We start from the raw sequence: 23,630 nt of genomic DNA on the forward strand, positions 1-23,630 counted from the left end.
ACCATGAGGGGTACGATCCGTGACCTATCTCCTTGGCCTGCGCATGCGGGACCGTGACGTGCTGGTCGTGGGCGGCGGAAGGGTCGCCCAACGTCGGGTGCCCGTCCTCCTCGGGGCCGGCGCCCGGGTCACCCTCGTCTCTCCGGAGGTGTCCGCCGCGCTGGAGGACCTCGCCGACGCGGGACGTCTCACCTGGGTGCGCCGCCCCTTCGAACCCGGTGACGTGGTCGGTCCCGATTCCCCCGCCTACTGGCTGGTGCACGCGGCCACCGACTCCGCCGAGGTCAACGCCGCCGTGGCCGCCGAGGCCGAGGACTCCCGGATCTGGTGCGTGCGCGCCGACGACCGGCACGCCTCCTCCGCCTGGACCCCGGCCAGCGGTGACTCCGGTGGAATCACCGTGGGCGTGGTGGCCTCCGGCGATCCCAAACGTTCGGCCGGGGTACGCGACGCCATCATCGAGGGTCTGGCCGAGGGCGCCCTGGACGCCCGACGCGGACGCGAACGCCTCAGCGGCGTCGCCCTCGTCGGCGGCGGCCCGGGCGACCCGGGCCTGATCACCGTCCGCGGCCGCCGGCTCCTGTCCCAGGCGGACGTGGTGGTGGTCGATCGGCTCGCCCCCACCTCCCTGTTGGACGCGCTGCCCTCGGACGTGGAGATCGTGGACGCCGCGAAGATCCCCTACGGCCGCTCCATGACCCAGGACGAGATCAACTCCGTCCTCGTCGAACGGGCCAAGGAGGGGAAGTTCGTCGTCCGGCTCAAGGGCGGGGACTCCTTCCTGTTCGGTCGAGGTGGGGAGGAGGTGGCCGCGTGCGTCGCCGCAGGCGTCCCGGTCATCGCGGTCCCCGGGGTCACCAGCGCGCTGGCCGCCCCGGCCGGAGCGGGCATCCCCACCACCCACCGCGGAGTGACGCAGGACGTGCACATCGTCTCCGCGCACGTGGCCCCGGGCGACGCGCGCTCGACCGTCGATTGGGCGGGCCTGGCCCGTTCCAACGGTACGATCGTCGCTCTCATGGGTCTGGAACGGATCGAGGCGATCGTCGAGGCGCTGACTTCGAACGGTCGCTCCGGGGACACCCCCGTCGCCGTGGTCCAGGAAGCGACCCTGCCATCGCAGCGAACCGTGACCGGTACGCTGGCGAACATCGCAGCCACGGTTCGATCGGCCGGAATGCGGCCCCCCGCGGTGGTGATCATCGGAGAAGTGGTCCGAACAGCGCGGGAACTTGACATACTGCACACGGGAACCCAGAGCGACCTGGATCGTCTGGCGACCGGGCGCGATCTGGAGTGAGACCTCCGACGGCGGCACACGCCAGGCCCGTCGACGGGGACCATCAGCAGTGATGAGGAGGGCATACCGATCATGACCCGGCCGTCGGCCGCACCGGACACCTCCGGTTCCGATGCCCCGGACCGGTTCACCACCGGACCGGACGCCACCTCCGCGCGACCCACCGCGGACCCCTCAGCCGTGCACGGGGACGAGACCCCCGACAACGGCCGCCGGGGTCCCACCGTTCCCGTGCCCTCCGGGCCGGCCAAACATCGGGCGCCCGGCAACGAGGACGACCGTTTCGAACAGGTCCTGGAGTCGCTGCGCAAGCAGATCCGCGATCTGCGCTTCGCCGAGGGGCTGGCCGGCGCCGACGATGGCAAGGCCCTTCAGGTGGACGTGCTCGCCCAGCTGTCCGACTACGTCCTGCCGCGGGTGCGCCGCCCCGACATCCCCCTGCTCATCGCCGTGGCCGGTTCCACCGGTGCCGGTAAGTCCACGCTGGTCAACAGTCTGGTCGGCGAGCAGGTGACCACCACGGGCGTGCGTCGCCCCACCACCAACAGCCCCGTCCTGGCCTGCAACCCGGCCGACGTGGACTGGTTCAGCGAGGCCTCCTTCATCCCCACCCTGCCGCGAGTACGTCAGCAGGGTCTGGCCATGCCCGGCAAGGACGGCATGCTGGTGCTGGCCGCCACCGAGGCCATGCCCGCGGGGGTGGCGCTGCTGGACACTCCCGACGTCGACTCCGCGGTGTCGGCCCACCACGAGTTCGCCGCCAAGTTCCTGGACGCCGCCGACCTGTGGGTGTTCGTCACCACCAGCGGACGCTACGCCGACGCGCGGGTCTGGGAGTTCCTCCAGGTCGCCAGGGACCGGGACACCTCCCTGGCCGTGGTGCTCTCCCGGGTGCCGCGCAAGGGCCGTCGCCAGTTGCTCGACCACTTCGGCGCCATGCTGGAGGCCAACGGTCTGAGCAACGCCTCCCGGTTCGCGATCCCCGAGACCGACCAGATCGAGGGCGAACGCTTCACCTCCAACGTCGCCGACCACATCCGTGACTTCCTCGCGAACGTGGCAGGAGAGGCCGAACAGCGTGACCGGGTCTCCCGGCGCACCTTCATCGGTGTCATCGACAGCTTCCGTACCCGGGTGCCGGAACTGGCCCGTCAGGTCGAGGCGCAGATCGAGACCGGCCGCACTCTGGGATCCGCCGTCGACGACGCCTACGCGGCGGCCGAGAAGCACATCGAGACCTCCCTGGCCGACGGTTCGCTGCTGCGCGGTTCGCTCTCGGCCCGTTGGCAGGAGCTCGCCGCGGGCGGAGAACTCGCCAAGAGCATGCGTCCACGCAAGAAGAAGCGCTCCCGCAAGGCCCGCGAGGTCCAGGTGGAGCGCGGCGAGCGGATCCAGGCCCTGGAACGCGCGGTGCGCGACTCGTTGGAGGCCCTGATCGTCTCCAGCAGTGAGCGCGCCGCCGAACAGGTCGAACAGCGCTGGCGTCAGGTGGCCGGCGGCGGCGACCTGGCCGCCAAGGCGCTGGAGATGCCCGGAAGCGGGATGTTGGCCCAGGAGATCCGCCAGGAGATCGACGAGTGGCGGGGCGAGATCGCGGAGATGACCACGGCCGACGGCGCCACCAAGCGTTCGGTCGCCCGTTTCGTCACCTTCGACCACGACGTCGTCGCCCTGGTCATGATCATCGACCTGCTGGGCTACGAACGTTCACACTCCGGGGGCGGGGCCCACGCCGCCGACACCTCGGGTACGTCCCCGCAACGTCTGTTGAAGGGGCTTTTCGCCGCGCAGTCGCTGCGCGGCATCGGCCGGTCGGCGCGGGAGAACCTGCGCCGGCGCGTGCTGGGCCTGCTGGCCCGGGAACGGGTCCCCTTCGACACCGCCCTGTCCTCCGCCGGAATTCCGTCCGATGACAGCGCCGTCCAGCTCTATCAGGCCACGTACAACCTCGAGATTGCCAGATGACGACTCAGTGGAACCCCGCGCAGGCGGGGGACAGCGGCCCCGGGGAGTCGAACACCCCAGGTGAGGACACCGAGCGCGAGAGCTCGTCGACCCCCGAACCTTGGGCGGACGAGCAGGCGCCGGAGCCCTACCAGAGCGGCCCGTGGCGTGGTTACACCATGCCGGTGCCCGAACATCCCGAGCACGCTCGGGAACGGATCCGCGGCACGGAGGAACCCGCCGCCTACGACGGCATCACCGGCTACCCGGATCCGTCCGGAGCGGGTGCCGCCCTCGGTGGACTGCAGAACCCGGGCGTGCCACGGAACCCCTCCGAGAACGAGCGCCGGGACGAGCCCGGGGAAGGGCCCGAGGAGCGGGACCGGGGAGCGCAGCGGCGCGGCCGGCACACCCGTCTCGCCGCGGGGCAGCCCGGTGCCGGGCGCCGTGCCTCGGGCGAGGAGACGCGCGAGGACGATCCGGACAACCTCGCGGGTTGGGTCGGCAGCCTCAGCAAGGCCGCCGACGACACCCGCATCGCCGGTCGTCACACCGGGTCCTTCCCGGTCGTGCGCCCCGACGAGGACGCCCCGGGCGGTTCCGACACCGAGGAGGCCTCGGACGAGGGTCCCGAGCGCGACGTTTCCCGCGCCGAGCAGGGTCGCACGGTGGGCTCCAGGGTCTGGCGCGCCGAGCCCGAGCCCCCCGCCGCCACTCGGGTGGGACCCGGCGACGTCGACGAGGGGACGAGCGCCGCCTACACCGGCGGCGGTGACGTCCTGGCGCCCTCCGAGGACACGAGCGCCTCCCACCCGGAACGGGTCGAGGTCGCCGAACCGGCCGACGAGACCGGCGAGGCCGCCGCGGACGCCACGGACGACGCTCCCCCTCCGCTGCCACGCAGGGTCCCCGGACCCTCGGCGGTCTCCGGGGCCTTCCGGGCCATCGGGAACGACACCGCCACTTCGGCGGAGGCGGATTCCGCGGCCGATGAGGACCCCTCCACCGACGACGAGGAGTACCGACCCACCAACCACGACCGGTGGCAGCCCACCAGCACCACCAGCCGCGCCGAACTCATCGAACGCCTGGACGCGTTGAGCACCCTGGTCGAGATCGGCAAGGACGACCTGCCCGAGGAGGTGCTGGGCCGGGCCGGACAGTTGCTCGACCACGCCGGGGCGAGGCTGCGCCTGTCCGGCGACCACACGGTCGTGGCCCTGGCCGGGGGAACCGGAAGCGGTAAGTCCTCCCTGTTCAACGCCTTGTGCGGGCTGGAACTGTCGCAGACCGGCGTCACCCGCCCCACCACCTCCAACGCGCACGCCTGTGTGTGGGGGCACGAGGGCGCCGACGCCCTGCTGAGCTGGCTGGGCGTGCCCACCCGCTACCGTCATTCCCGCACCAGCGTCCTGGACAGCGGTGAATCCGGACTGACCGGCCTGGTCCTGCTGGACCTGCCCGACCACGACTCGGTGCGCAGCATGCACACCGCCGAGGCGGACCGGCTCATCGGCTCGGTGGACCTGCTGGTGTGGGTGCTGGACCCGCAGAAGTACGCCGACGCGGCCGTGCACCACCGTTACCTGGCCAACATGGCCGGGCACGGGGCCGTCACCGTCGCGGTGCTCAACCAGGTCGACAAGGTCGAGCCGGAGGAGCTGGAGGAGCTCCTCACCGACCTGCGTCGCCTGCTGGAGACCGAGTCCGGGGTGCACCCGCGGGTGATCACCACCTCCACCATCACCGATCACGGCATCGACGAGCTGCGTGAGTTCCTCAGTGAGTCGGTGACCGAGAAGCACGCCCTGGTGGATCGCCTGGTCGCCGACCTGGACCAGGTCATCGAACCGTTCGAGGAGTTCCACGGCGGGACCGAGCCCGACGGGACCGTGTCCGCCCGGGTGCGGTCACGGATCCAGCAGGGGTTGGCCGACGCCGCCGGTGTGTCCGCCGTGGCGGACGTGGTGGAGACCAACGACGTGCGTCGCGGGCGACGCCGGGTCGGTTGGCCCGTGGCCCGCCGCGCGATGAAGCTGCGCAAGGACCCGCTCGCCGCGGTGCGGTTGGAGTTCCTGCGCCGGGACACCCCCGGTGTGGGTGGCCCGGTCGACGCGCACGAGGCCGAACTGGAGACGGTCCTGGGCGAGTCCGCCGACGAGGTGTCGGAGGGTATGCCCGCGGTGTGGCGTCGGCGGATGCGCGGCGCCGCCCGGAGCGGGGTCTCGGAGCTGCCGGCCGAGCTGGGTGAGGCGGTGACCGCCGCGGTCGGCGACCCGGACCGCAGCCCTTCCTGGTGGAAGGCCGCGCGCACGGTGCAGTACGCGCTGTTGACCGTGGCCGGTGTCGGTCTGCTGTGGACGTTGGCCTCCTTGGTCAGTTGGTCGGGCGGTGGCATCACCGGTCTGGTGTTGTTCGACGATCCGGCCGCGATGGCCTACGCGGGCGCGGTGGCCGTGGCGAGCCTGCTGGTGGGCTGGCTGACGGGGGTGGGATGCGGCAACCTCGTGGAGGTCGCCGCGGTCCAGCGCCGTGAGGACGTGGAGCGTGACGCCCGGGAACGGGTCCGCGAGATCGCGGGGATGCGTGTGGTGACCCCGATGGAGGACGAGTTGGCGCGCCACCGCGCTTTCCGTGCCGCCTACGAGGTGGCTCGACCCAGGGGTTGACCTGGGCGATTTCGAGGAATCGCCGTAGGGGCGGGGGCGGATGCCGATGGGCACCGTCCCCGTTCGCGTGTCCGGGGGAGGTTCACGGCCAGTAGAGGACAAATCGTGACGCTTGTAAATGCCCCAGAGACACAGGGTGACGGCTACCGTAGGCTCAACCTGCGGGCTACATACAATCGGCGATTAAGTTATTACCCAAAGTAATGTAAAGTGAGGGGGTGTGCTTGCCGGTCTTCGAATCGGGGGTTCTCCGTCGGACCCGGTGACCGAGCGGCACCGCGGGGGAACGGGAGGCGATTCCGGTTCGTCGTAGTGAGAACCGTGAGAGGCGGTGGGCACATCAGAGTCGGTAGTCGCGTACGGACGACAGAGGGCGTGGCGGGAAGGGAGGACGGAGCGGTGAGCATCTCGGAGAAGCCGATGGCCCCCGAGGAGAATCCGCCCGGGCAGCGACGACGGTCCTGGCCGGTCTTCCAACAGCCCCGTGGGCTGGTCGTGTACCTCGTCCTGCTGGTGACCTCCGCACTGTTCCTGATCGGCGTGACCGTCGCCCAGACGTCCATCACGAGCTTCGACCTCGTGCTCTTCGTCGCCCTCGTCCTGTGCGCACTGGTGTGTCTGGAGGCGATACGTCGGATCGGTGTGCCCGAGGGACTGAGCCGCGATCTGCTGGGCGCGTGGTGGCTCCCCGCCATGCTCCTGCTGCCACCCCTGTACTCCCTGCTCATCCCCATCCCGGTCTTCCTGCTCCAACGCCGCAAGCGGCGCGCGATGTTGCACCGCCAGATGTTCAACACGGCCGCGGTGGGCGTCTCCGGGTTCGTGGCCTCGCTGCTCTGGCACGGTGCGCAGAGCGGACCGGTCGAGGGGCTCGGGGGATCCACCACCGCGCACGCCACCCTCGCCAGTGTCAACGGAGTCTTCCTCGCCCTGTTGTGCTGCGTCGTCTTCACCCTCTTCAACACGGCGCTGGTGTTCCTGGCGGCCCGGCTCAGCCCCGACGGTGGGACGCCGAGCATGTGGGACCGCGAGGCGTTCCTGGTGGACTGCGTCGAATTATGTGTCGGCGTCACCGTGGCCATCCTGGCCCAGCTCTCCCTGTTCCTCCTGGTCATCGCCGTCCCGCCGGTCCTGTTGCTGCAGCGGAGCCTCGTCTACCAGCAGTTGCAGACCGCGGCGCGGACCGACCCCAAGACCGGGCTGCTCAACGCGCCCACCTGGGAGCGGGAGGCGGCGAGTCAGATCGCCCGCGCGCGGGAGTCCCGAGGCCGGGCCGCGGTGCTGATCGTCGACATCGACCACTTCAAACGGGTCAACGACACCTACGGACACCTGTTCGGTGACCAGGTCCTGTTGGGTGTGGCCACCACGATCTCCCAACAGTTGCGGGAGTCGGACCTGCTGGGCAGGTTCGGTGGCGAGGAGTTCGTCGTCCTGCTCCCGGGCTCCGACGTCACCGAGGCCTGGCAGGCGGCGGAGCGACTACGTTCCCAGGTCGGCCGGATGGAGATCGCGGTGGACGAGGTTCCCGTCTCGATCACCATCTCGATCGGTGTGGCGGTGGTCGGCGACCACGGAGACGACCTCGTGGAATTGCTGACCGCCGCCGATTTGGCGCTGTACCGGGCCAAGGAGACCGGCCGCGACCGTGTGTGCCTGCCCGCCGGGCGGCCCGAGGTGAGTAACCGGATACCCGGGCCGCGCGAGGGCGGCGTCTACGATGGCGGAAGTACCGAGAACCGCCCCTGACCTGCTGATACCTCCGGGCCGGTGTGAGTTTTCCACAGGCTCGGAGGGCGTCGCTTGCCGTGTGGGCCTCGGTGACCGAACGTGAGTACATGCCCTGTGATCAGCATGGACACGACGACGGCGCATCCTCCCGACACGATCACGCCCGCCCCGGTGCGCGGGCCCTGCCCCCACCCCGCTCCGCGATTCCGCCCGCCCACCTGGCCGACCCACGGGCCTTCCTGGCCGCCCTGCCCACCATGGCGCGGCGTTCGGTGCGCGACTCCGTGCTGGTCCTGGTCGTCGACCGGGGTGACCCACGCGGGTTGCTGCACGGCACCCTCGACCGGTTGGACCACGTCCTGACCGCCGCGCGCAGCGGTGCGGTGGCCGTCCGGGCGGCGCTGGAACTGTCCGGCGGCGCGGCCCTGTTGGCCGGGTTCGGCCCGCCCGAACGCGTGGACCCGCACGTCAGGTCGTTCCTGACCGAGGCGGCCGCGGCGGGTCTGCCCGTCCCGGCCGCCTACCGGGCGACGGGGGACCGGTTCTGGTCCTACCTGTGCGAGGACGAGGGTTGTTGCCCCGCGGAGGGGACGCCCTTCGACCCGCGCGCCCGCGCCACCCTGTGGAAACCTCCGGACCTGGTCGCCGAACGACACGACGGGTCATCGCGACCGGTCGAGCGCGAGGCCGTGGAGCCCGAGGACGCGGGGTCGGAGGAGACGGACCCGGCCCGGGTCCGGGCGCTGCTGGAACCCGTGGCGGGCGAGCAACGAGCGGCCGTCGCCGAGTCCGCGGCGCTCCTGGAGGAACGGTTCCGCGCGGAACGCGGCCGCGAGGCCTCACGGAGTCGGATCCGGCGGGTGCGGTCGGTGGTGCGCCGGGAGGTGAGCGAGCGGGTCCGCGACCCCGACACCTTGGCGATGCTCGGCGTGGCCATCCTCGACCTGCGGGTCCGCGACGCCGTGTGGGCCCGCATCACCCCGGAGGAGGCCCCGCTGCACCGGCGGCTGTGGTCCCGGGTGACCCGGCACGTCCCACACCGGCACCGGGCCGGCCCGGCCTCCCTGCTGGCCGTGGCCGCCTGGCAGGCCGGCGACATGGCCCTGGCCCGGGCCGCGATCCAGAGCGCCCTGGCGGCGCGGCCCGGATACGCGATGGCGGTGTTGATGGAACGGGCGCTGGGCTGGGGGTTGTCGGCCCAACGTTGGGCCCGGCACATGGCCGAGCACGCGGACCGGTTCGAGTTCGACGCAGGGCCCGGGGACGGGACGGAACCCGGTCCGGGTCGTGTCCCACCACCACGTTGACCCCGTGCCCACATCCGGCGCCGGTCGGGTGTGGGCACGGGTTCCGCACTCAGAGACGGAAGTGGCGGGGGCACGGTCTCCGACGGCCTAGGCTGGGAGGCATGCCGGAGTACATCTACACCATGCAAAACGTGCGCAAGGCGCACGGCGACAAGGTCGTCCTGGACAACGTTTCGGGTTCGTTCCTGCCCGGAGCCAAGATCGGCGTCGTGGGCCCCAACGGCTCGGGTAAGTCGACGCTGCTGAAGATCATGGCCGGCATCGAGCAGCCGTCCAACGGCGAGGCGCGACTCATGCCCGGCTTCACCGTGGGCCTGCTCGCCCAGGAACCGCACCTGGACGAGACCAAGACCGTCCTGGAGAACGTCGAGGACGGCGTCGCCGAGACCAAGGCGATGTTGAACCGCTTCAACGAGATCGCCGAGCAGATGGCGACGGACTACTCCGACGCCCTGCTGGAGGAGATGGGCAAGCTCCAGGAGCAGCTCGACCACCGCAACGCCTGGGACCTGGACAGCCAGCTCGAACAGGCGATGGACGCGCTGCGCTGCCCGCCCGGGGACGCCGACGTCACCCAGCTCTCCGGTGGTGAGAAGCGCAGGGTCGCCCTGTGCAAGATCCTGCTGGAAGCCCCCGACCTGCTGCTTCTCGACGAGCCCACCAACCACCTGGACGCCGAGAGCGTGAACTGGCTGGAGCAGCACCTGGCCAACTACGCCGGCACCATCATCGCGATCACTCACGACAGGTACTTCCTGGACCACGTCGCCACCTGGATCCTGGAGCTGGACCGCGGCCAGTTCTACCCCTACGAGGGCAACTACAGCACCTACCTGGAGACCAAGCAGGCCCGCCTGAAGGTCGAGGGGCAAAAGGACGCCAAGAAGTCCCGGCGCCTCAAGGAGGAGCTGGAGTGGGTCCGCTCCAACGCCAAGGCCCGCCAGACCAAGAGCAAGTCCCGTCTGGCCCGCTACGAGGAGATGGCCGCCGAGGCCGACAAGACCCGCAAGCTGGACTTCGAGGAGATCCAGATCCCTCCGGGTCCGCGTCTGGGCAACACCGTGGTCGAGGTCAAGAACCTCACCAAGGGCTTCGACGACCGTGTCCTCATCGAGGACCTCAGCTTCTCGCTGCCGCCCAACGGCATCGTCGGCATCATCGGCCCCAACGGTGTCGGTAAGACCACCCTGTTCAAGATGATCGTGGGGGAGGAGACCCCCGACGAGGGCAAGATCACCGTCGGTGACACCGTCGAGATCTCCTACGTCGACCAGTACCGGGGTCGGATCGACGACAGCAAGAACGTCTGGGAGAGCATCTCCGACGGGGAGAGCTTCATCCAGGTCGGCAAGGTCGAGATCCCCAGCCGCGCCTACGTGGCCGCCTTCGGTTTCAAGGGCTCCGACCAGCAGAAGGCCTCCGGTGTGCTTTCGGGCGGTGAGCGCAACCGGGTCAACCTGGCGCTCACCCTCAAGCAGGGCGGCAACCTGCTGCTCCTGGACGAGCCCACCAACGACCTGGACGTGGAGACCCTCGGGTCGCTGGAGAACGCCATCCTGGACTTCCCGGGCTGCGCGGTGATCACCTCCCACGACCGCTGGTTCCTGGACCGCGTCGCCACCCACATCCTCGCCTGGGAGGGTGGCGCCAACTGGTTCTGGTTCGAGGGCAACTTCGAGTCCTACGAGAAGAACAAGATCGAGCGCCTGGGTCCGGAGGCCGCGCGCCCGCACGCGGTCACCCACCGCAAGCTCACCCGCGACTGATCGCGGTGGTCGACGACGAGGGCCTCGCCATCCGGAACCGTCCGGTCGGCGGGGCCTTCGTCGTCCTAGGGCGGGGAACCTCGGCCCTGGTGTGGAGGTGACCTGTGTCGTTGTCCCCCGGTCCTTGGGTCCCGGAGGGCGTCGGCGAACGTCGCATACCCTGGTGACGATGAGTTCCGCGCGTGATGACCACCAGGGCGCCGGCGAAGAGCCCGCGCAGATGACGTTCTACGAGGCCGTTGGCGGCGAGGACACCTTCGTCCGTCTGGTCCGTCGTTTCTACGAGGAAGTGGCCGAGGACCCCGAACTTCGACCCATGTACCCGGAGGAGGACCTCGGCCCCGCCGAGGAGCGCCTCCGGCTGTTCTTGATCCAGTACTGGGGCGGACCCCGTACCTACAACGAGAGGCGTGGGCACCCCCGCCTGCGCATGCGCCACGTTCCGTTCCGCATCGGCGCCGCCGAGCGGGACATCTGGCTCAAGCACATGCGTGTGGCCATGGACTCCCTGGAGCTGCCCGAGGCTCTGGACCGCCAGATGTGGGAGTACATGGTCATGGCCGCGCACAGCATGGTCAACGTCGCGGAGGAGGCCACGCCGCCGGCGGTGGCCGAACCCACCTCGATGACCATCGGTAGCGACGGTCAGGCCCGCAAGGAGAGCCGCCGCGACGACGGCGACGACGGTGAGGCCATCACCATCTCCTTGAAGCGGTGACCGATCGGTTCAGGAGTATTCGGCGAGCAGGGCGCGCTCGGTGTCGTTCAGACGCCGAGCGCTCTGCGTCGGTACGTCGAAACCGACCAGGACGGTCTTGGCGCGCAGGTAGACCTTCTCGTCGTCCAGGATCTCGTAGGCCAGGGTGCAGCTGGCGTTGCGCACCTCGGTGACCCACAGTTCCACGCGCACCGGCTCGCTACGGGGCAGCAGCGGGGCGACGTAGTCGGCCTCCTGCCGTGCCACCACCATGGCGCCGAACCCCTCGCCGCCGGCCACCCCTCCGTAGTTGAGGAACGAGACCCGGGCGTCCTCCAGGTAGGTCAGCATCCGCACGTTGTTGACGTGCTGCTGCGGGTCCAGGTCGGCGTAGCGCACCTGCTGATGGTGCACGTGCCGCTTGGGTGCGATGGTGGCGACCTCGTCCTGGGTCTGGGTCACTTCTGGGGTCCTCTCCCTGGGGAGCCCCCGAGGACGGGGGCCGTGCGCGGGCGTTGCCCGGCGCGGCGCGCACGGGGACAGCCATCCGCCCATTCTCGCAAAGGGGGAGGCCACGGGGCCCGGGTGAACTTGTGTCCTTGCTCTCCCCGGGCCCCGAAGCGTGCGGTGACCGGACCTACCGGCCCACTTCCAGTCCCAGGTGGTGGGCGAGGAAGGCCAGCTGGTCGGCGCTGAGCGCCACGCTCCGGCTCACCGAGCGGGAGCTGTGCCCGACCTGAGCCTCGGCGCGAAGCAACACCGGGCGTTCCCCGATCGGAGCCGACGTGGCGTGCTGAAGGGCGGCGCACAGCTTGCGGGCGTGCAGTGGGTCCACCCGGGTGTCGTTGTCGAACACCGTGAACAGGATCGCCGGGTATCGGGTGCCCTCGCGCACGTTGTGGTACGGCGAGTAGCCCAACAACCAACCCAGCTGTTCGGCGTCGTCGGCGGTGCCGTACTCGACGTTCCACAGCTGTCCCAGGCCGAAGCGCTCGTAGCGCACCATGTCCAGCAGGGGCGCCGAACACACGGCCGCGCGGAACAGGTCCGGCCGCTGGGTCACCATCGAACCCACCAGCAGCCCGCCGTTGCTGCCACCCATGACGGCGAGCCGGTCGCGGGTGGTCACTCCGGTGTCGATGAGGTGTTCGGCGGCCGCGGCGCAGTCGTCGAACACGTTCTGCTTGGCGGCGAGCATGCCACCGCGGTGCCAGGCCTCGCCCTCCTCCAGCCCACCGCGCAGGTTGGCGACCGCGTAGACGCCGCCGGCCCGCACCCACGACAGGATCGCCGCGGAGTAGGCGGGGGTCAGCGAGATCTGGAAGCCGCCGTAGCCGTACAGGATGGTCGGCCGAGGCCCGTCCGCCGCCTCGGGCGGGGACACCACCAACATTCGCACCGTGGTGCCGTCCTTGGACGTGAACGCGACCTGTTCGGTGCGCACCTGCGGCACGTCGATGTCGCCGGGTGCGCGCTCCCACAGTTCCACCGCGCCGGTGCGGGCGTCGTAGTGGTACACCGACGAAGGGTGGGTGTTGTCGGTGTAGCCGAACCACGCCTCGTGGCCGCCCTCGGGGCGGGAGGTGAGGCCGGCGAGGCTGCCCAGGCCCGGCATGGGCACCGAACCCAGGGGGGCGCCGTCGGCCGGGTCGTGCCGGGTGATCTCGCTGATCGCGTGCCGACTCCAGGTGACGAGGAGCTCGGGCGAGTCGAGCCCGTCCCCGTCCAGGAGGGCGAAACCGTCCAGGACGGCCTCGGGGTCCTCGGCGACCAGCGTGGTCCAGTTCTCGTAGGACGGATCGGCGGGATCGACGACGCACAGGCGCCCACGCGAGGCGTCACGGTCGGTGAGCAGGTACAGGCGTCCGTCCCGACCCACATGGGGGCTCAGGTCGGCGTCCACACCCTCCTGGACGGTGAGCAGGCGGGGGCTCTCCAGCGGGCTCGTGCTCAGGTCGGCGACCCAGGCCTCGGTGGCGGACGAGGTGCCCCGCACCGAGGTCAGGGTCAGCCAGCGACCGTCCCGGCTGAGGGAGACACCGAAGTAGTCGGTCTTGTCCCGGCCCTCGCCGAAGACGATGGGGTCCTCCTCCACCGGAGTGCCCAGGCGGTGCAGGTAGACGCGACGGTGGTAGGCCTCCTCACCGTCGGGGACCCGTTCCTCGGGCAGGCGACGCACGTAGTAGAACGCCGAGCCGTCGGGTAGCCACGCCACCGGGCTGTACCGGGTGCGGGGGATGGGGACGTCGACGGGTTCGCCGGTCTCCACGTCCATGATCCGCAGCAGCGACTCCTCGTCACCGCCCTCGGAGAGCTGGTAGGAGAGCAGTCGGCCATCGGGAGAGGGCCGCCAGGAGTCCAGGGTGGTCAGCCCGGAGGGATCCATGGCCCCGGGGTCGATGAGCGTACGTTCGGGACCCTCGCCATCGCGTACGTACAGCACCGCGTGTTCCTGGCCGGGGTCGCGGCGTACGCCGAAACGGCGGTCGCCCCGCCACAGCGGTACACCGACGCCGCCGGCTCCCATGAGGGAACGCAGCCGTTCCGCGAACACCTCACGGGCGTCTTGGTCGACGCCGATCCGTTGGTACAGGGTGTCCTGCGCCGAGGCCCACTCCTTGGTGGAAGCGGCGTCGGCGTCCTCCAACCACCGGTAGGGGTCGTGGACCGTGTGGCCGTGCAGGTTCTCTTCGATGTCCAGCCGTTCGGCCGGGGGATAGCGGAGTTCGCGCATGCTTTGCACCCTATCCACCCATATCTCACCCTGCGTGTTCGGCGCGGCGTCACCATGGAACTCACCGTGCGGGCCGCACAATGGGTTCGAGAAATCGACAACAGACGTTTTCTGGGCAGCCCAGCGTAAATTGGGGTGGCGCTGGAGTGCTTCCACCAAGCAGACTGAATGCGGGACGCAACTCGGCGGGAACCACCGGGAGGTCCGTGTGGCAAGGCGTAAGAAGACACCGATCCTGGGATCGGTGCACAGGGAGGTCTCCTGGCTGGCCGATCGGCTGGCCGGGGAAGAGACACGGCGGTCGTTCGCGACGGCCGAGGTGACGCGATGAGCGGCCGGCGCAGCAAGGAGGGCGGTCCAGGCACCGCCCGACGCCACGTGCTGCTGCTCAACGCCAGTTTTGAACCACTGACGACACTTCCACTGCGCAGGGCGATTCTGCTCGTGCTCCGAGAGAAGGCGGATGTCGTGCACGAGGACGGCACCGGAGCGGTGCTGCATTCGGCGACGAGGGCCTACGACGTGCCGTCGGTGATCAGACTGCGGCGTTACATCAGTGTTCCGTACAGCCGCAGGGTGCCGCTCACCCGTGTCGCACTGATGCGGCGGGACCGGCACACGTGCGGGTACTGCGGAAAGAAGGCCGAGACGATCGACCACGTCATCCCGCGCAGCCGCGGTGGCGCGCACGTATGGGAGAACGTCGTGGCGGCCTGCAAGCCGTGCAACCACCGCAAGGCGGACAAGTTCCTCGACGAGATCGGCTGGGAACTGCACATCACCCCCAAGGTGCCCAAGGGTCCCCACTGGCGGTTGATCAACGGTGACCTGCACGGTGACCCACAGTGGGAGCCGTACATGGCGCACTTGGCCGCCTGACGAGGCCTGTGAGGGTCGGAGTACCGGGCGTCCCAACACCCGGCCCCTCAGACGCCCCCGGGAGTCGAATCCCCTTCGACCCCGGGGGCGTCCCCTTGCCCGGAGGTTCGGGTCCCTGGTCCCCCCACACGCGGTGGGCGGCGTCCTATTCTGGGGACATGCCCAGATACGACTTCCGCTGTCGCGAGTGCGGCGACACCTTCGAACTGTCCCGTCCGATGGCCGAGTCCGACAGTCCGGCCGCCTGCCCGCAGGGGCACGACGACACCGTGCGTCTCCTGTCCACCGTCGCCGTGGGCGGTCGTGCCACGGCCCCGGCTCCCTCCGGGGGAGGCGGCTGCTGCGGGGGCGGTTGCTGCGGCTGAGCCCTACGCCGTTCCCGAACGCGGGTCGCCTACGACCACGCGTTGCCCACGGCGGCGCGTCGTCCGTGGCCACCCGTTGTCCACAGCCGAAAGGGGCGGCCCTGGTGGGGCCGCCCCTTTCCATGTTCGACTCGTCCCCTACCTCTCGATCTGGGTGACGTCGCGAGCGGCCCCGGTGGAAGCGGACGTTGCCATCGCGGCGTAGGCGCGCAGCGCCGCCGTCACCGGACGCCGCCGATCGCGCGGCTGGAACCGGCCCAGCTCCTTGAGCAGCCGCTCACGCCGGGTGTTCAGCTCGTCCTCGGGGACCTCCAGCACCAGACCCCGATTGGGGATGTCGATGCTGATGGTGTCGCCGTCCTCGACCAGGGCGATGTCGCCGCCGGCCGCCGCCTCGGGGGAGGCGTGGCCGATGGACAACCCCGAGGTTCCGCCGGAGAAGCGCCCGTCGGTGATGAGCGCGCACGCCTTGCCCAGGCCGCGCCCCTTGAGGAAGCTCGTCGGGTACAGCATTTCCTGCATGCCGGGGCCGCCCCTGGGGCCCTCGTAGCGGATGACGACCACGTCACCGGGCTCGATCCGCTTGTTGAGGATGCCGTCGACGGCGTCCTCCTGGGACTCGAACACCTTGGCGGGTCCGGAGAAGGTCCACAGTTCCTCCTCCACGCCGGCGGTCTTGACGATCGCGCCGTCGGGGGAGAGGTTGCCGAACAGCACGGCCAGGCCACCGTCCTTGGTGTAGGCGTGCTCCACCGAGCGGATGCAGCCCTTCTCCCGGTCGGTGTCCAGGGTCTCCCAGCGGGTGCTCTGCGAGTAGGCCTTGGTGGTGCGGCGGCCACCGGGCGCGGCGTGGAAGAGCTCCACGGCCACGTCGCTCGCGGTGTCGGTGGTGATGTCCCACTCGGCGATGAACTCACCGATGGTCTTGCCGTGCACGGTCGGCAGGGAGGTGTCCAGCAGCCCACCGCGGGCCAGCGAGCCCATGATGGCGGGGATGCCGCCCGCCCGGTGCACGTCCTCGATGTGGTACTTCTCGGTGTTGGGCGCGACCTTGCACAGGCACGGGACGCGTCGGGAGACCTCGTCGATCTCGGGCAGCCCGAAGTCCACGCCCGCTTCGGTGGCGGTGGCCAACAGGTGCAGGATCGTGTTGGTGGAGCCGCCCATGGCCACGTCCAGTGCCATGGCGTTGCCGAAGGCGGCCGGTGTGGCGATGGACAGCGGCAGCACCGAGTCGTCGTCGTCCTCGTAGTAGCGCTTGGCGGCCTCGACGACCAGGCGTCCGGCGTCCTCGTACAGGGCGCGGCGGGCGGTGTGAGTGGCCAGGACGGTGCCGTTGCCGGGCAGGGCCAGGCCCATCACCTCGGTGAGGCAGTTCATGGAGTTGGCGGTGAACATGCCCGAACAGGAACCGCAGGTCGGGCAGGCGTTCTCCTCCATCTCGTCCAGTTCTTCCTGGGAGACGCTCTCGTCCGCGGCGGCGATCATCGGGTTGATCAGGTCGAGCTTCTTGACGGTGACGGCGGTGCCCTCGACCACCGTGACCTTGCCGGCCTCCATGGGACCACCGGAGACGAACACGGTGGGGATGTTCAGGCGCATCGCCGCGAGCAGCATGCCGGGGGTGATCTTGTCGCAGTTGGACACGCAGACCAGGGCGTCGGCGCAGTGCGCGTTGACCATGTATTCGAGCGAGTCCGCGATGAGTTCGCGACTGGGCAGCGAGTACAGCATCCCGCCGTGCCCCATGGCGATGCCGTCGTCGACGGCGATGGAGTTGAACTCGCGCGGCACGCCACCGGCCTCGCGGATGGCGTTGGCGACGACCTCGGCGACCTCGCGCAGATGCACGTGACCGGGCACGAACTCGGTGAAACTGTTGGCCACGGCCACGATGGGCTTGCCGAAGTCCTCGCGCTCCACACCGGTCGCGCGCATGAGAGCGCGTGCGCCGGCCATGTTTCTGCCGTGGGTGACCGTACGTGAACGTAGGGGCGGCATGGGTGGACTCCCATCGTTACGGGTGTTTCCCTGCGATGGTAGTCCCCTTCCGGGGCCGCTTCGGTCTCGCCCGGGAAGACGGGCGTTCCGGATAATGAGACATCGGGGTGGATTCTCCCCGGTCAGGTCCCTGGCCTTCCGTCCGGCGGCGGTCTCGTTCGCGCGCCGGACGGCTCCTTCCTGCCGGCCCGAGTCGCTTCGGTCTCGGGCATACGTAAGGCCCGGAACCACGGCGTCGTGGCGCTTTTCCGGGCCGAGCGGCGGCGGGGGACCGAAGTCAATATCGGGGTGGCAGGGCCTTCCTCGCGGCCTGGTAGATCTCCTCGATCTCGGATTCGCTGAGCCGGTCGCGGCCGGTGCGCAGCCACTTGCGGACCTTGGTGCCGGTGATGATGTCCACTCCGCGCAGGCGGTGGCTGTCCCAGGGCATGCCGGGACCGTAGATGGCCAGTGAGGCGCGGACCTTGATCTCGCGGCCGAGCTCCTTGCCGACGAGCTCCGCCGCGCGTTCGGCCTCTTCCAGGGCCTCGTCGATCCGTTCGTTCTTGCTGAACCGACCGTGGTACAGCTTCTCCAGCTTGTTGCGCAGCGGGAGGCGCTTGTCCCAGGACTCGGAGTCGATGGCGAAGGCGCCGCGGCGACCGACGATGAAGTGGTCGATCTGCCCGTTGCCGCCGGGCACGGCGCGCGCGTGCAGGACGCGGTAGCCGAGCTGCTTCATGACCTTGAGCTGGGCCTCGGTGCGACGCTGTGCCGCCGAGGGTTTGCGCCAGCGTGGGATTTCGGACTCCCGGCGCGAGCTCCAGACCATGACGGAGACCAGGGCGACCAGTCCGAAAGTGACGCCGACCCGCCACTCCCCGGTGAGCATGCCGATGCCACCGGCGACGATCGCGGCGATCGTGCTCCGGATGATCCACCGGCGGAGGGCGTCGTTGGACTTGAGGGCCCCGTACAGGGCCTTGCCGCCGATCCCGTCGGTCCTGCGTTGGTTGGGGAAGAAGAGGGCGTTGTTTCCTTCGGGTTCGGACCCTCCGGAAGATGAGTTGCGACTGTTCACTCTGGTTGCCGATTCCACGACGGACAGGTTAGTTCCATCCATATCCGAGTCCTAGTGCATTACTTCTCACACTTTTCTTACCTTGCGCCCTTGCATCCGTACGTGTTCGGATGCCGAGAATGGGGAAGGGTTACTTTTTTGTCGTCTCTCTAGAGAAGATCGACCTCATTCGCGTGGTGCCCGTTGCCTTACCCCGTTAATCTCTGGCGGTATGACCCGGATGCACGAACTTCCCCTTCATCGGCTCGTGGCACTGGTCCGCAGTCGTGAGCTGTCGCCTGTTGAGATCACTGAGCACTATCTGACGCGGATTCGCAGGTTCGACGAACGTTCCGGCGCCTATGTTTCGGTCCTCGAAGAAAGCGCCCTAGAGCAGGCCCGAAATGCGGAGAAGCGGGTCGTCTCCGACACGCCGGCCACTCTTCCGGCCCTGCTGGGGATCCCCTTGCCCGTCAAGGACCTGGACCCCCTGGCCGGCGCACCCGTCACTTTCGGCTCCCGCCTGTACACGGGCCTCACCGCCCCCACCGACTCCGCGGTGGTCGCGCGACTGCGCGAGGCCGGCGCGGTGTTCCTCGGCAAGACCAACACCCCCGAATTCGGGTCGACCTGCTACACCGAGAACGACATCGCCCCGCCCACCCGTAACCCCTGGGACACCCGGCTGTCGCCGGGCGGCTCCAGCGGGGGCGCCGCGGCCGCGGTGGCCGCCGGACTCGCGCCGGCGGCGCAGGGCAGTGACGGCGGCGGTTCGATCCGCATCCCCGCCTCGGTCTGCGGCCTGTTCGGACTCAAGCCCACCCGGGGGCGGATCTCCATCGGCCCCGACCGGGTGGATTTGTTCGGTCTGTCCACCTCCGGGCCGATCACCCGCACCGTCCTGGACGCGGCCCTGCTCTTGGACGTCATGGCGGCCGATCACCCCGGCGACGTCTACGCGGCCCCGCCCCTGGCACCCGGCGAGACCTTCGCCGGCCACGCCCGACGCGAACCGGGGCGGCTGCGGATCGGCCGCTACACCGACACCGGATCCGCCGGAATCCCCGTCCACCCCGACGTGCTGGCCGCCTACGAGGAGACGACCAGGCTGCTCGTGGAACTGGGACACGAGGTGACGCCGATCGAGGCTCCCGTCGACGCCCACTTCGCCGGCACCTACGCCGACGACTTCCAGTACCTGTGGGAGGCGATGAGCGCGGCCACCCCGGTGGACCCCGCCCGCGAGAGCGAACTCACCCCCATCAACCGTTGGCTGCGCGAACGCGCCGGGTCCACCCCCGCGCCCGACCTCGTCGCGGCCTGGGCCCGGCTCCAATGCGGCGTGCGTTCACTGCTGGCCGCCACCGAGCCCTACGACGCGGTCCTGAGCCCCACCCTGGCCGCGCCACCGGTCCCCATCGGCCACTTCACCGGCGACGGACCCGAGACCGAGTTCCGACGGATGACGGAGTTCACGCCGTTCACCTCGGTCTACAACGTGAGCGGACAGCCGTCGGTGAACGTGCCGCTGCACTGGTCCGAGCGTGGTCTGCCGATCGGTGTGATGCTCACGGGTCGCATGGGCGGAGAGGGGACCCTGCTGTCCCTGTCGGCCCAACTGGAGAGGGCGCGTCCATGGGCGCACCGTTTCCCGCCGGGCTGGGAGGAGTGACCTCCGAACGGTCGACCGGGGCCTCCTCCCGGGGAGGGGCTTCCTCGCGAGTCGACGGGTGACGCAGGAACAGGGTGAGCACCGCGGCCAGCGTCACCAGGCCGACCGCGCCCAACACCCCGCCGGCGATGCCTTTGGAGTCCACCAGCGCGCCGGTCAGCGGACCGGCCACGGCGCCGCCCGTGCTCATGGCCGTGGCCATCCACCCGAACGCCTCCGCCCGCCGGTGGGAGGGCGCGGTGTCGCCCAGCCGTCCCATCACCGCGGCCAGCGTCGGAGCCAGGGCGAGCCCGGACACGAACAGCAGCGGGGTGATGAGCAGGGGCGTGGGCAGGTGCGTGATGGGCGGCACGAACGGAACCAGGATCGCGATACCGGCCGCGGCGCCGAACGCCCGCAGCGGCAGGCGCGGCACGCCCTTCAGACCGCCGGCGACGGCACCGCCCACCAACGATCCCAGCGCCCACACGGAAGCCAGCACCATCACGTACCGGGGCGCGTTCAACTCGTTGGCCCACGCCACGATCACCAGGTCCATGCCCACCACACCGGAGACGATGAGCAGGCACGTCACGAAGATCAGGCACAGCGCGGGGGACGCCAGCAGACTCCGCCGCCGTACCTCTCGCGGAGCGGCGGCCTCGTCGGTTCCGGCCTCGGCGGACGTCCCGTGCCCGACCGACGCCGGACCGGTGACCCCGGCGCGCCGCAACGCCCACGCGAACCCCACCGAACCCGCCAGCCCCAGCAGGCCCAACATCAACAGGGCGTATCGGGGGCCGGCCATCGCCACCACGGCGGCGGTGAGGATCGGTGAGAAGACGAACAACAACTCCTGGGTGGTGGCCTCGGCCGCGTAGATGGCCTGACGCTCGGGCCCATGGGTCAACCGCGGCCACAGCGCCCGCACGATCTGGTTGGCCGGGGTGCCGAACAGGCCGGTCCCCAGCGCCAACGGCATCGACAGCCACCACAGCGACGCGGGCAGCAGCGCCATGGTCGTCAATCCCACGGTGAACACCACGCCGCACACCAGGACCAGGCGGTCACCGCCGCCGCGGTCCGCCATACGCCCTCGTAGTGGCCCCACCAACGCCATGCCCAGGGTGAACGCCCCCGCGACCAGACCCGCCAAGGTGTAGGAACCGGTCCATCCCTGCACCAGGAAGGTGACCGCGATCATCAGTCCCGGGGTGTAGAACCGCGCGATGAGGGACCACAGGAGCAGGGACATGACGTGGGGCACGGCGAAGAGCCGTCGGTAGTTGGCGAGCACGCTCCCGATTATGCGCTTGACCGGGCGGAGCCGCGACGGAACGAACGGACCGTGCGACAGAGGTCACCGTTCGTACCGGAAAGTCGCCGAAGAGCTCGGCTCATGTTCGGTCCGGGTACGGAACCGGCGACCACCTTTCGCCCCCACGCCGGGGCGCCCTCCGGTGTACACACGCCCTGGTGGGGCATGATCGGTTTCTGTGAGGGACGTTCAGCTTGCCCGGGTGGCCGAGCAGTACGGGATCGCGACCACGTACGAGGACTGGCGGGGACGACGGGTGCCCGTCGGCCTCGACACGATCCGTCATGTCCTGGCGGCGATGGGGGTGGATCCGGCCGACCCCGAGCCGCGCCCGGAGAGAGGGCCGTTGCCACCGGCGGTCGTGCTCCGCGAGGGAAAGGCACCCGACCTGGTGCTGCCCGACGGTGCGCGCGCCGTCGTGGAGACCGCGGACGGGGCGCTGCTGCCCTTCGACCCGGGACTGCCACTGGGCGTGCACACCCTGCGGGTCACCGACAACGGCACCGACCACGCCGCTCCGCTGCTGGTGGTCCCCGACCGGATCGAACCCACCGCGCTGAGCCGGAACCCGCGACTGTGGGGCCTGATGGCCCAGGTCTACAGCGTGCGTTCGCGCGCTTCTTGGGGCACCGGCGACCTACGCGACCTCACCGAACTCGCCGACTGGAGCGCCCGAGACCTGGGCGCCGACTTCACCCTGATCAACCCCCTGCACGCTACCGAGCCGACGGCCCCCATCGAACCCTCGCCGTACCTGCCGGTGAGCCGTCGCTACGGGAGCCCGCTCTACATCAGGATCGAGGACGTGCCCGAGTACGCGCGGCTCGACCCGGCCCAACGCGAAGGTGTCCAACGCCTGGCCCGGCCACTGCGCGAACGCGGACGGACCGCCGACCTCCTCGACCGCGACGCCGTCTGGGAGGCCAAGAAGGCCGCCCTTGAGGTCCTCTTCCAAGTGCCGCGCGCGCCCGGCCGCGAGGAGGTACTACGCCGCTACCTGGACGGTGAGGGACAGGCGCTGGTCGAGTTCGCCACCTGGTCCGCGTTGGCCGAGGAGTACGGTTCCGACCACCGGACCTGGCCCGCGCACCTACGCGACGTCGGTGCCCTCGCCGTCGGCAAGGAGGCGCTCCGACGCTGGCCGCGGGTGGAGTTCCACCGGTGGTTGCAGTGGATCCTCGACGAGCAACTCGCCCTCGCCCAGAACGGCGCCCTCAACGCCGGGATGAGTCTGGGCATCGTGCACGACCTGGCCATCGGGGTGCAGGCCGGCGGCGCCGACGCCTGGATGTTCCAGGACACGCTGGTGCGGGGGCTGCACGTGGGCGCGCCCCCGGACGAGTTCAACCGCCTCGGGCAGGACTGGGGACAGCCGCCCTGGCACCCCACGGACCTGGCCCGGCAGGGGTACGGCCCGCTGCACCAGATCCTCGCCCACAACCTGCGGCACGCGGGCGGCCTGCGGATGGACCACGTGATGGGGCTGTTCCGGCTCTGGTGCGTACCTGAGGGAGCCTCCGCCGACCAGGGCACCTATCTCGAGTACGACCACGAGGGCATGGTGGGAGTCCTGGCCCTGGCCGCGCGCGAGGCGGACGCGGTCATCATCGGCGAGGACCTGGGCACCGTGGAGCCGTGGGTGCGCGAACACCTGTCGGACCGGGGGATCTTCGGAACCTCGGTGCTGTGGTTCGAGAACGACGAACGGGGACGGCCGCGCACGCCCGACCGTTGGCGTACCGACTGCCTGGCCACCGTCGACACCCACGACCTGCCGCCGGTGGCGTCGTTCCTGTCGGCCGAACACGTGGAGTTGCGCGACCGCCTGGGACTGCTCGACCGGCCCGTGGCCGAGGAGCGGGCGGACTCCGAGGAACGCGTGGGCCGGTGGCGCGAGACGCTCGTGGAACTGGGGTTGCTGGACGCCGACGTCGACCCGCTGGCCGACCCGGCGGCGGTCGTCGCCGCCATGCACGCCTACCTGGAGGCCACCCCGGCCCGGATGCTCGGGGTGGCGCTCACCGACGTGGTGGGGGAGCGACGCATGCAGAACCAGCCGGGCACCAGCACCGAGTACCCCAACTGGCGGATTCCACTGACCAGTGGCGAGGGCGAACCGGTGCTGGTGGACGAGCTGCTCGCCGACCCGCGAACGGTGGGCCGGATCCGGCGCACCCTGGGCCCGCTGGGCGGCCCCGGGCGTATCCGGTAGCCGGTCCCGAGGAAAAC

General features: G+C 70.2%; 16 protein-coding genes. 11 read left to right on the forward strand and 5 right to left on the reverse strand.

Annotated elements, in window-relative coordinates; genetic code table 11:
- Window positions 1-19 precede the first annotated feature (19 nt).
- From cobA to ACWGSK_RS21275, 7 genes are all read left to right on the forward strand, one after another.
- Entirely contained in the window at window positions 20-1,300 is a 1,281-nt protein-coding gene (gene cobA, locus ACWGSK_RS21245; RefSeq protein WP_358509392.1) for a uroporphyrinogen-III C-methyltransferase, read from the forward strand.
- Window positions 1,301-1,372: 72 nt separating this feature from the next.
- Window positions 1,373-3,265, forward strand: a complete 1,893-nt coding sequence (locus tag ACWGSK_RS21250) for a dynamin family protein (protein ID WP_358509395.1) — start codon at window positions 1,373-1,375, stop codon at window positions 3,263-3,265.
- Window positions 3,262-5,913: a GTPase gene (locus ACWGSK_RS21255; protein ID WP_358509398.1), complete on the forward strand. Its 2,652-nt coding sequence runs from the start codon at window positions 3,262-3,264 to the stop codon at window positions 5,911-5,913. The genes ACWGSK_RS21250 and ACWGSK_RS21255 overlap by 4 nt, the downstream gene beginning before the upstream one ends.
- Before the next feature lie 399 nt (window positions 5,914-6,312).
- Complete coding sequence (locus ACWGSK_RS21260; RefSeq protein ID WP_358509401.1) at window positions 6,313-7,662, forward strand: sensor domain-containing diguanylate cyclase; 1,350 nt, start codon at window positions 6,313-6,315, stop codon at window positions 7,660-7,662.
- 89 nt (window positions 7,663-7,751) lie between these two features.
- Entirely contained in the window at window positions 7,752-8,951 is a 1,200-nt protein-coding gene (locus ACWGSK_RS21265) for a DUF4192 domain-containing protein (RefSeq protein WP_358509404.1), read from the forward strand.
- Between the two features lie 101 nt (window positions 8,952-9,052).
- On the forward strand, window positions 9,053-10,717 hold the full coding sequence (gene ettA / locus ACWGSK_RS21270) for an energy-dependent translational throttle protein EttA (protein WP_358509407.1): 1,665 nt from the start codon (window positions 9,053-9,055) through the stop codon (window positions 10,715-10,717).
- 169 nt (window positions 10,718-10,886) lie between these two features.
- Entirely contained in the window at window positions 10,887-11,435 is a 549-nt protein-coding gene (locus ACWGSK_RS21275) for a globin (RefSeq protein ID WP_358509410.1), read from the forward strand.
- Between the two features lie 9 nt (window positions 11,436-11,444).
- On the opposite strand, the gene ACWGSK_RS21280 is transcribed toward ACWGSK_RS21275, so the two are convergent.
- Both ACWGSK_RS21280 and ACWGSK_RS21285 read right to left on the reverse strand, forming a co-directional pair.
- Complete coding sequence (locus tag ACWGSK_RS21280) at window positions 11,445-11,876, reverse strand: acyl-CoA thioesterase (protein WP_358509413.1); 432 nt, start codon at window positions 11,874-11,876, stop codon at window positions 11,445-11,447.
- Window positions 11,877-12,051: 175 nt separating this feature from the next.
- On the reverse strand, window positions 12,052-14,148 hold the full coding sequence (locus ACWGSK_RS21285; protein ID WP_452456558.1) for a prolyl oligopeptidase family serine peptidase: 2,097 nt from the start codon (window positions 14,146-14,148) through the stop codon (window positions 12,052-12,054).
- A gap of 378 nt (window positions 14,149-14,526) precedes the next feature.
- Here ACWGSK_RS21285 and ACWGSK_RS21290 point away from each other — a divergent pair, with 378 nt between their 5' ends.
- Both ACWGSK_RS21290 and ACWGSK_RS21295 read left to right on the forward strand, forming a co-directional pair.
- Window positions 14,527-15,027: an HNH endonuclease gene (locus ACWGSK_RS21290; protein WP_304069805.1), complete on the forward strand. Its 501-nt coding sequence runs from the start codon at window positions 14,527-14,529 to the stop codon at window positions 15,025-15,027.
- Between the two features lie 158 nt (window positions 15,028-15,185).
- Window positions 15,186-15,392, forward strand: a complete 207-nt coding sequence (locus ACWGSK_RS21295; RefSeq protein ID WP_452456559.1) for an FmdB family zinc ribbon protein — start codon at window positions 15,186-15,188, stop codon at window positions 15,390-15,392.
- 138 nt (window positions 15,393-15,530) lie between these two features.
- On the opposite strand, the gene ilvD is transcribed toward ACWGSK_RS21295, so the two are convergent.
- Window positions 15,531-17,393: a dihydroxy-acid dehydratase gene (ilvD, locus tag ACWGSK_RS21300; protein ID WP_358509421.1), complete on the reverse strand. Its 1,863-nt coding sequence runs from the start codon at window positions 17,391-17,393 to the stop codon at window positions 15,531-15,533.
- Between the two features lie 277 nt (window positions 17,394-17,670).
- Window positions 17,671-18,453: a nuclease-related domain-containing protein gene (locus ACWGSK_RS21305; RefSeq protein ID WP_358509423.1), complete on the reverse strand. Its 783-nt coding sequence runs from the start codon at window positions 18,451-18,453 to the stop codon at window positions 17,671-17,673.
- Window positions 18,454-18,664: 211 nt separating this feature from the next.
- On the opposite strand from ACWGSK_RS21305, the gene ACWGSK_RS21310 reads away from it, so the two are divergent.
- Window positions 18,665-20,104 carry an amidase gene (locus ACWGSK_RS21310; RefSeq protein WP_452456560.1) on the forward strand — a complete coding sequence of 480 codons (1,440 nt, stop codon included), beginning with the start codon at window positions 18,665-18,667 and terminating at the stop codon, window positions 20,102-20,104.
- Here the strand turns inward: ACWGSK_RS21310 and ACWGSK_RS21315 are convergent.
- The gene (locus ACWGSK_RS21315; protein ID WP_452456561.1) at window positions 20,001-21,380 is read right to left on the reverse strand and encodes an MFS transporter; all 1,380 of its coding nucleotides are present in this window, start codon (window positions 21,378-21,380) and stop codon (window positions 20,001-20,003) included. The genes ACWGSK_RS21310 and ACWGSK_RS21315 overlap by 104 nt on opposite strands.
- A 199-nt stretch (window positions 21,381-21,579) precedes the next feature.
- Between ACWGSK_RS21315 and malQ the strand changes: the two genes are divergently transcribed.
- Complete coding sequence (gene malQ, locus ACWGSK_RS21320; RefSeq protein ID WP_358509432.1) at window positions 21,580-23,613, forward strand: 4-alpha-glucanotransferase; 2,034 nt, start codon at window positions 21,580-21,582, stop codon at window positions 23,611-23,613.
- The last annotated feature ends 17 nt before the right edge of the window (window positions 23,614-23,630 follow it).

The sequence above is a fragment of the Nocardiopsis sp. NPDC055551 genome (assembly GCF_053619415.1).

What these genes read in the sequence shown, in the direction of transcription:
- ACWGSK_RS21250 (WP_358509395.1), top strand. Translation starts at nt 1,373, where the DNA reads ATGACCCGGCCGTCGGCCGCACCGGACACCTCCGGTTCCGATGCCCCG.
- ACWGSK_RS21255 (WP_358509398.1), top strand. Translation starts at nt 3,262, where the DNA reads ATGACGACTCAGTGGAACCCCGCGCAGGCGGGGGACAGCGGCCCCGGG.
- ACWGSK_RS21265 (WP_358509404.1), top strand. Translation starts at nt 7,752, where the DNA reads ATGCCCTGTGATCAGCATGGACACGACGACGGCGCATCCTCCCGACAC.
- ettA (WP_358509407.1), top strand. Translation starts at nt 9,053, where the DNA reads ATGCCGGAGTACATCTACACCATGCAAAACGTGCGCAAGGCGCACGGC.
- ACWGSK_RS21275 (WP_358509410.1), top strand. Translation starts at nt 10,887, where the DNA reads ATGAGTTCCGCGCGTGATGACCACCAGGGCGCCGGCGAAGAGCCCGCG.
- ACWGSK_RS21285 (WP_452456558.1), bottom strand. Translation starts at nt 14,148, where the DNA reads ATGCGCGAACTCCGCTATCCCCCGGCCGAACGGCTGGACATCGAAGAG.
- ACWGSK_RS21295 (WP_452456559.1), top strand. Translation starts at nt 15,186, where the DNA reads ATGCCCAGATACGACTTCCGCTGTCGCGAGTGCGGCGACACCTTCGAA.
- ilvD (WP_358509421.1), bottom strand. Translation starts at nt 17,393, where the DNA reads ATGCCGCCCCTACGTTCACGTACGGTCACCCACGGCAGAAACATGGCC.
- ACWGSK_RS21310 (WP_452456560.1), top strand. Translation starts at nt 18,665, where the DNA reads ATGACCCGGATGCACGAACTTCCCCTTCATCGGCTCGTGGCACTGGTC.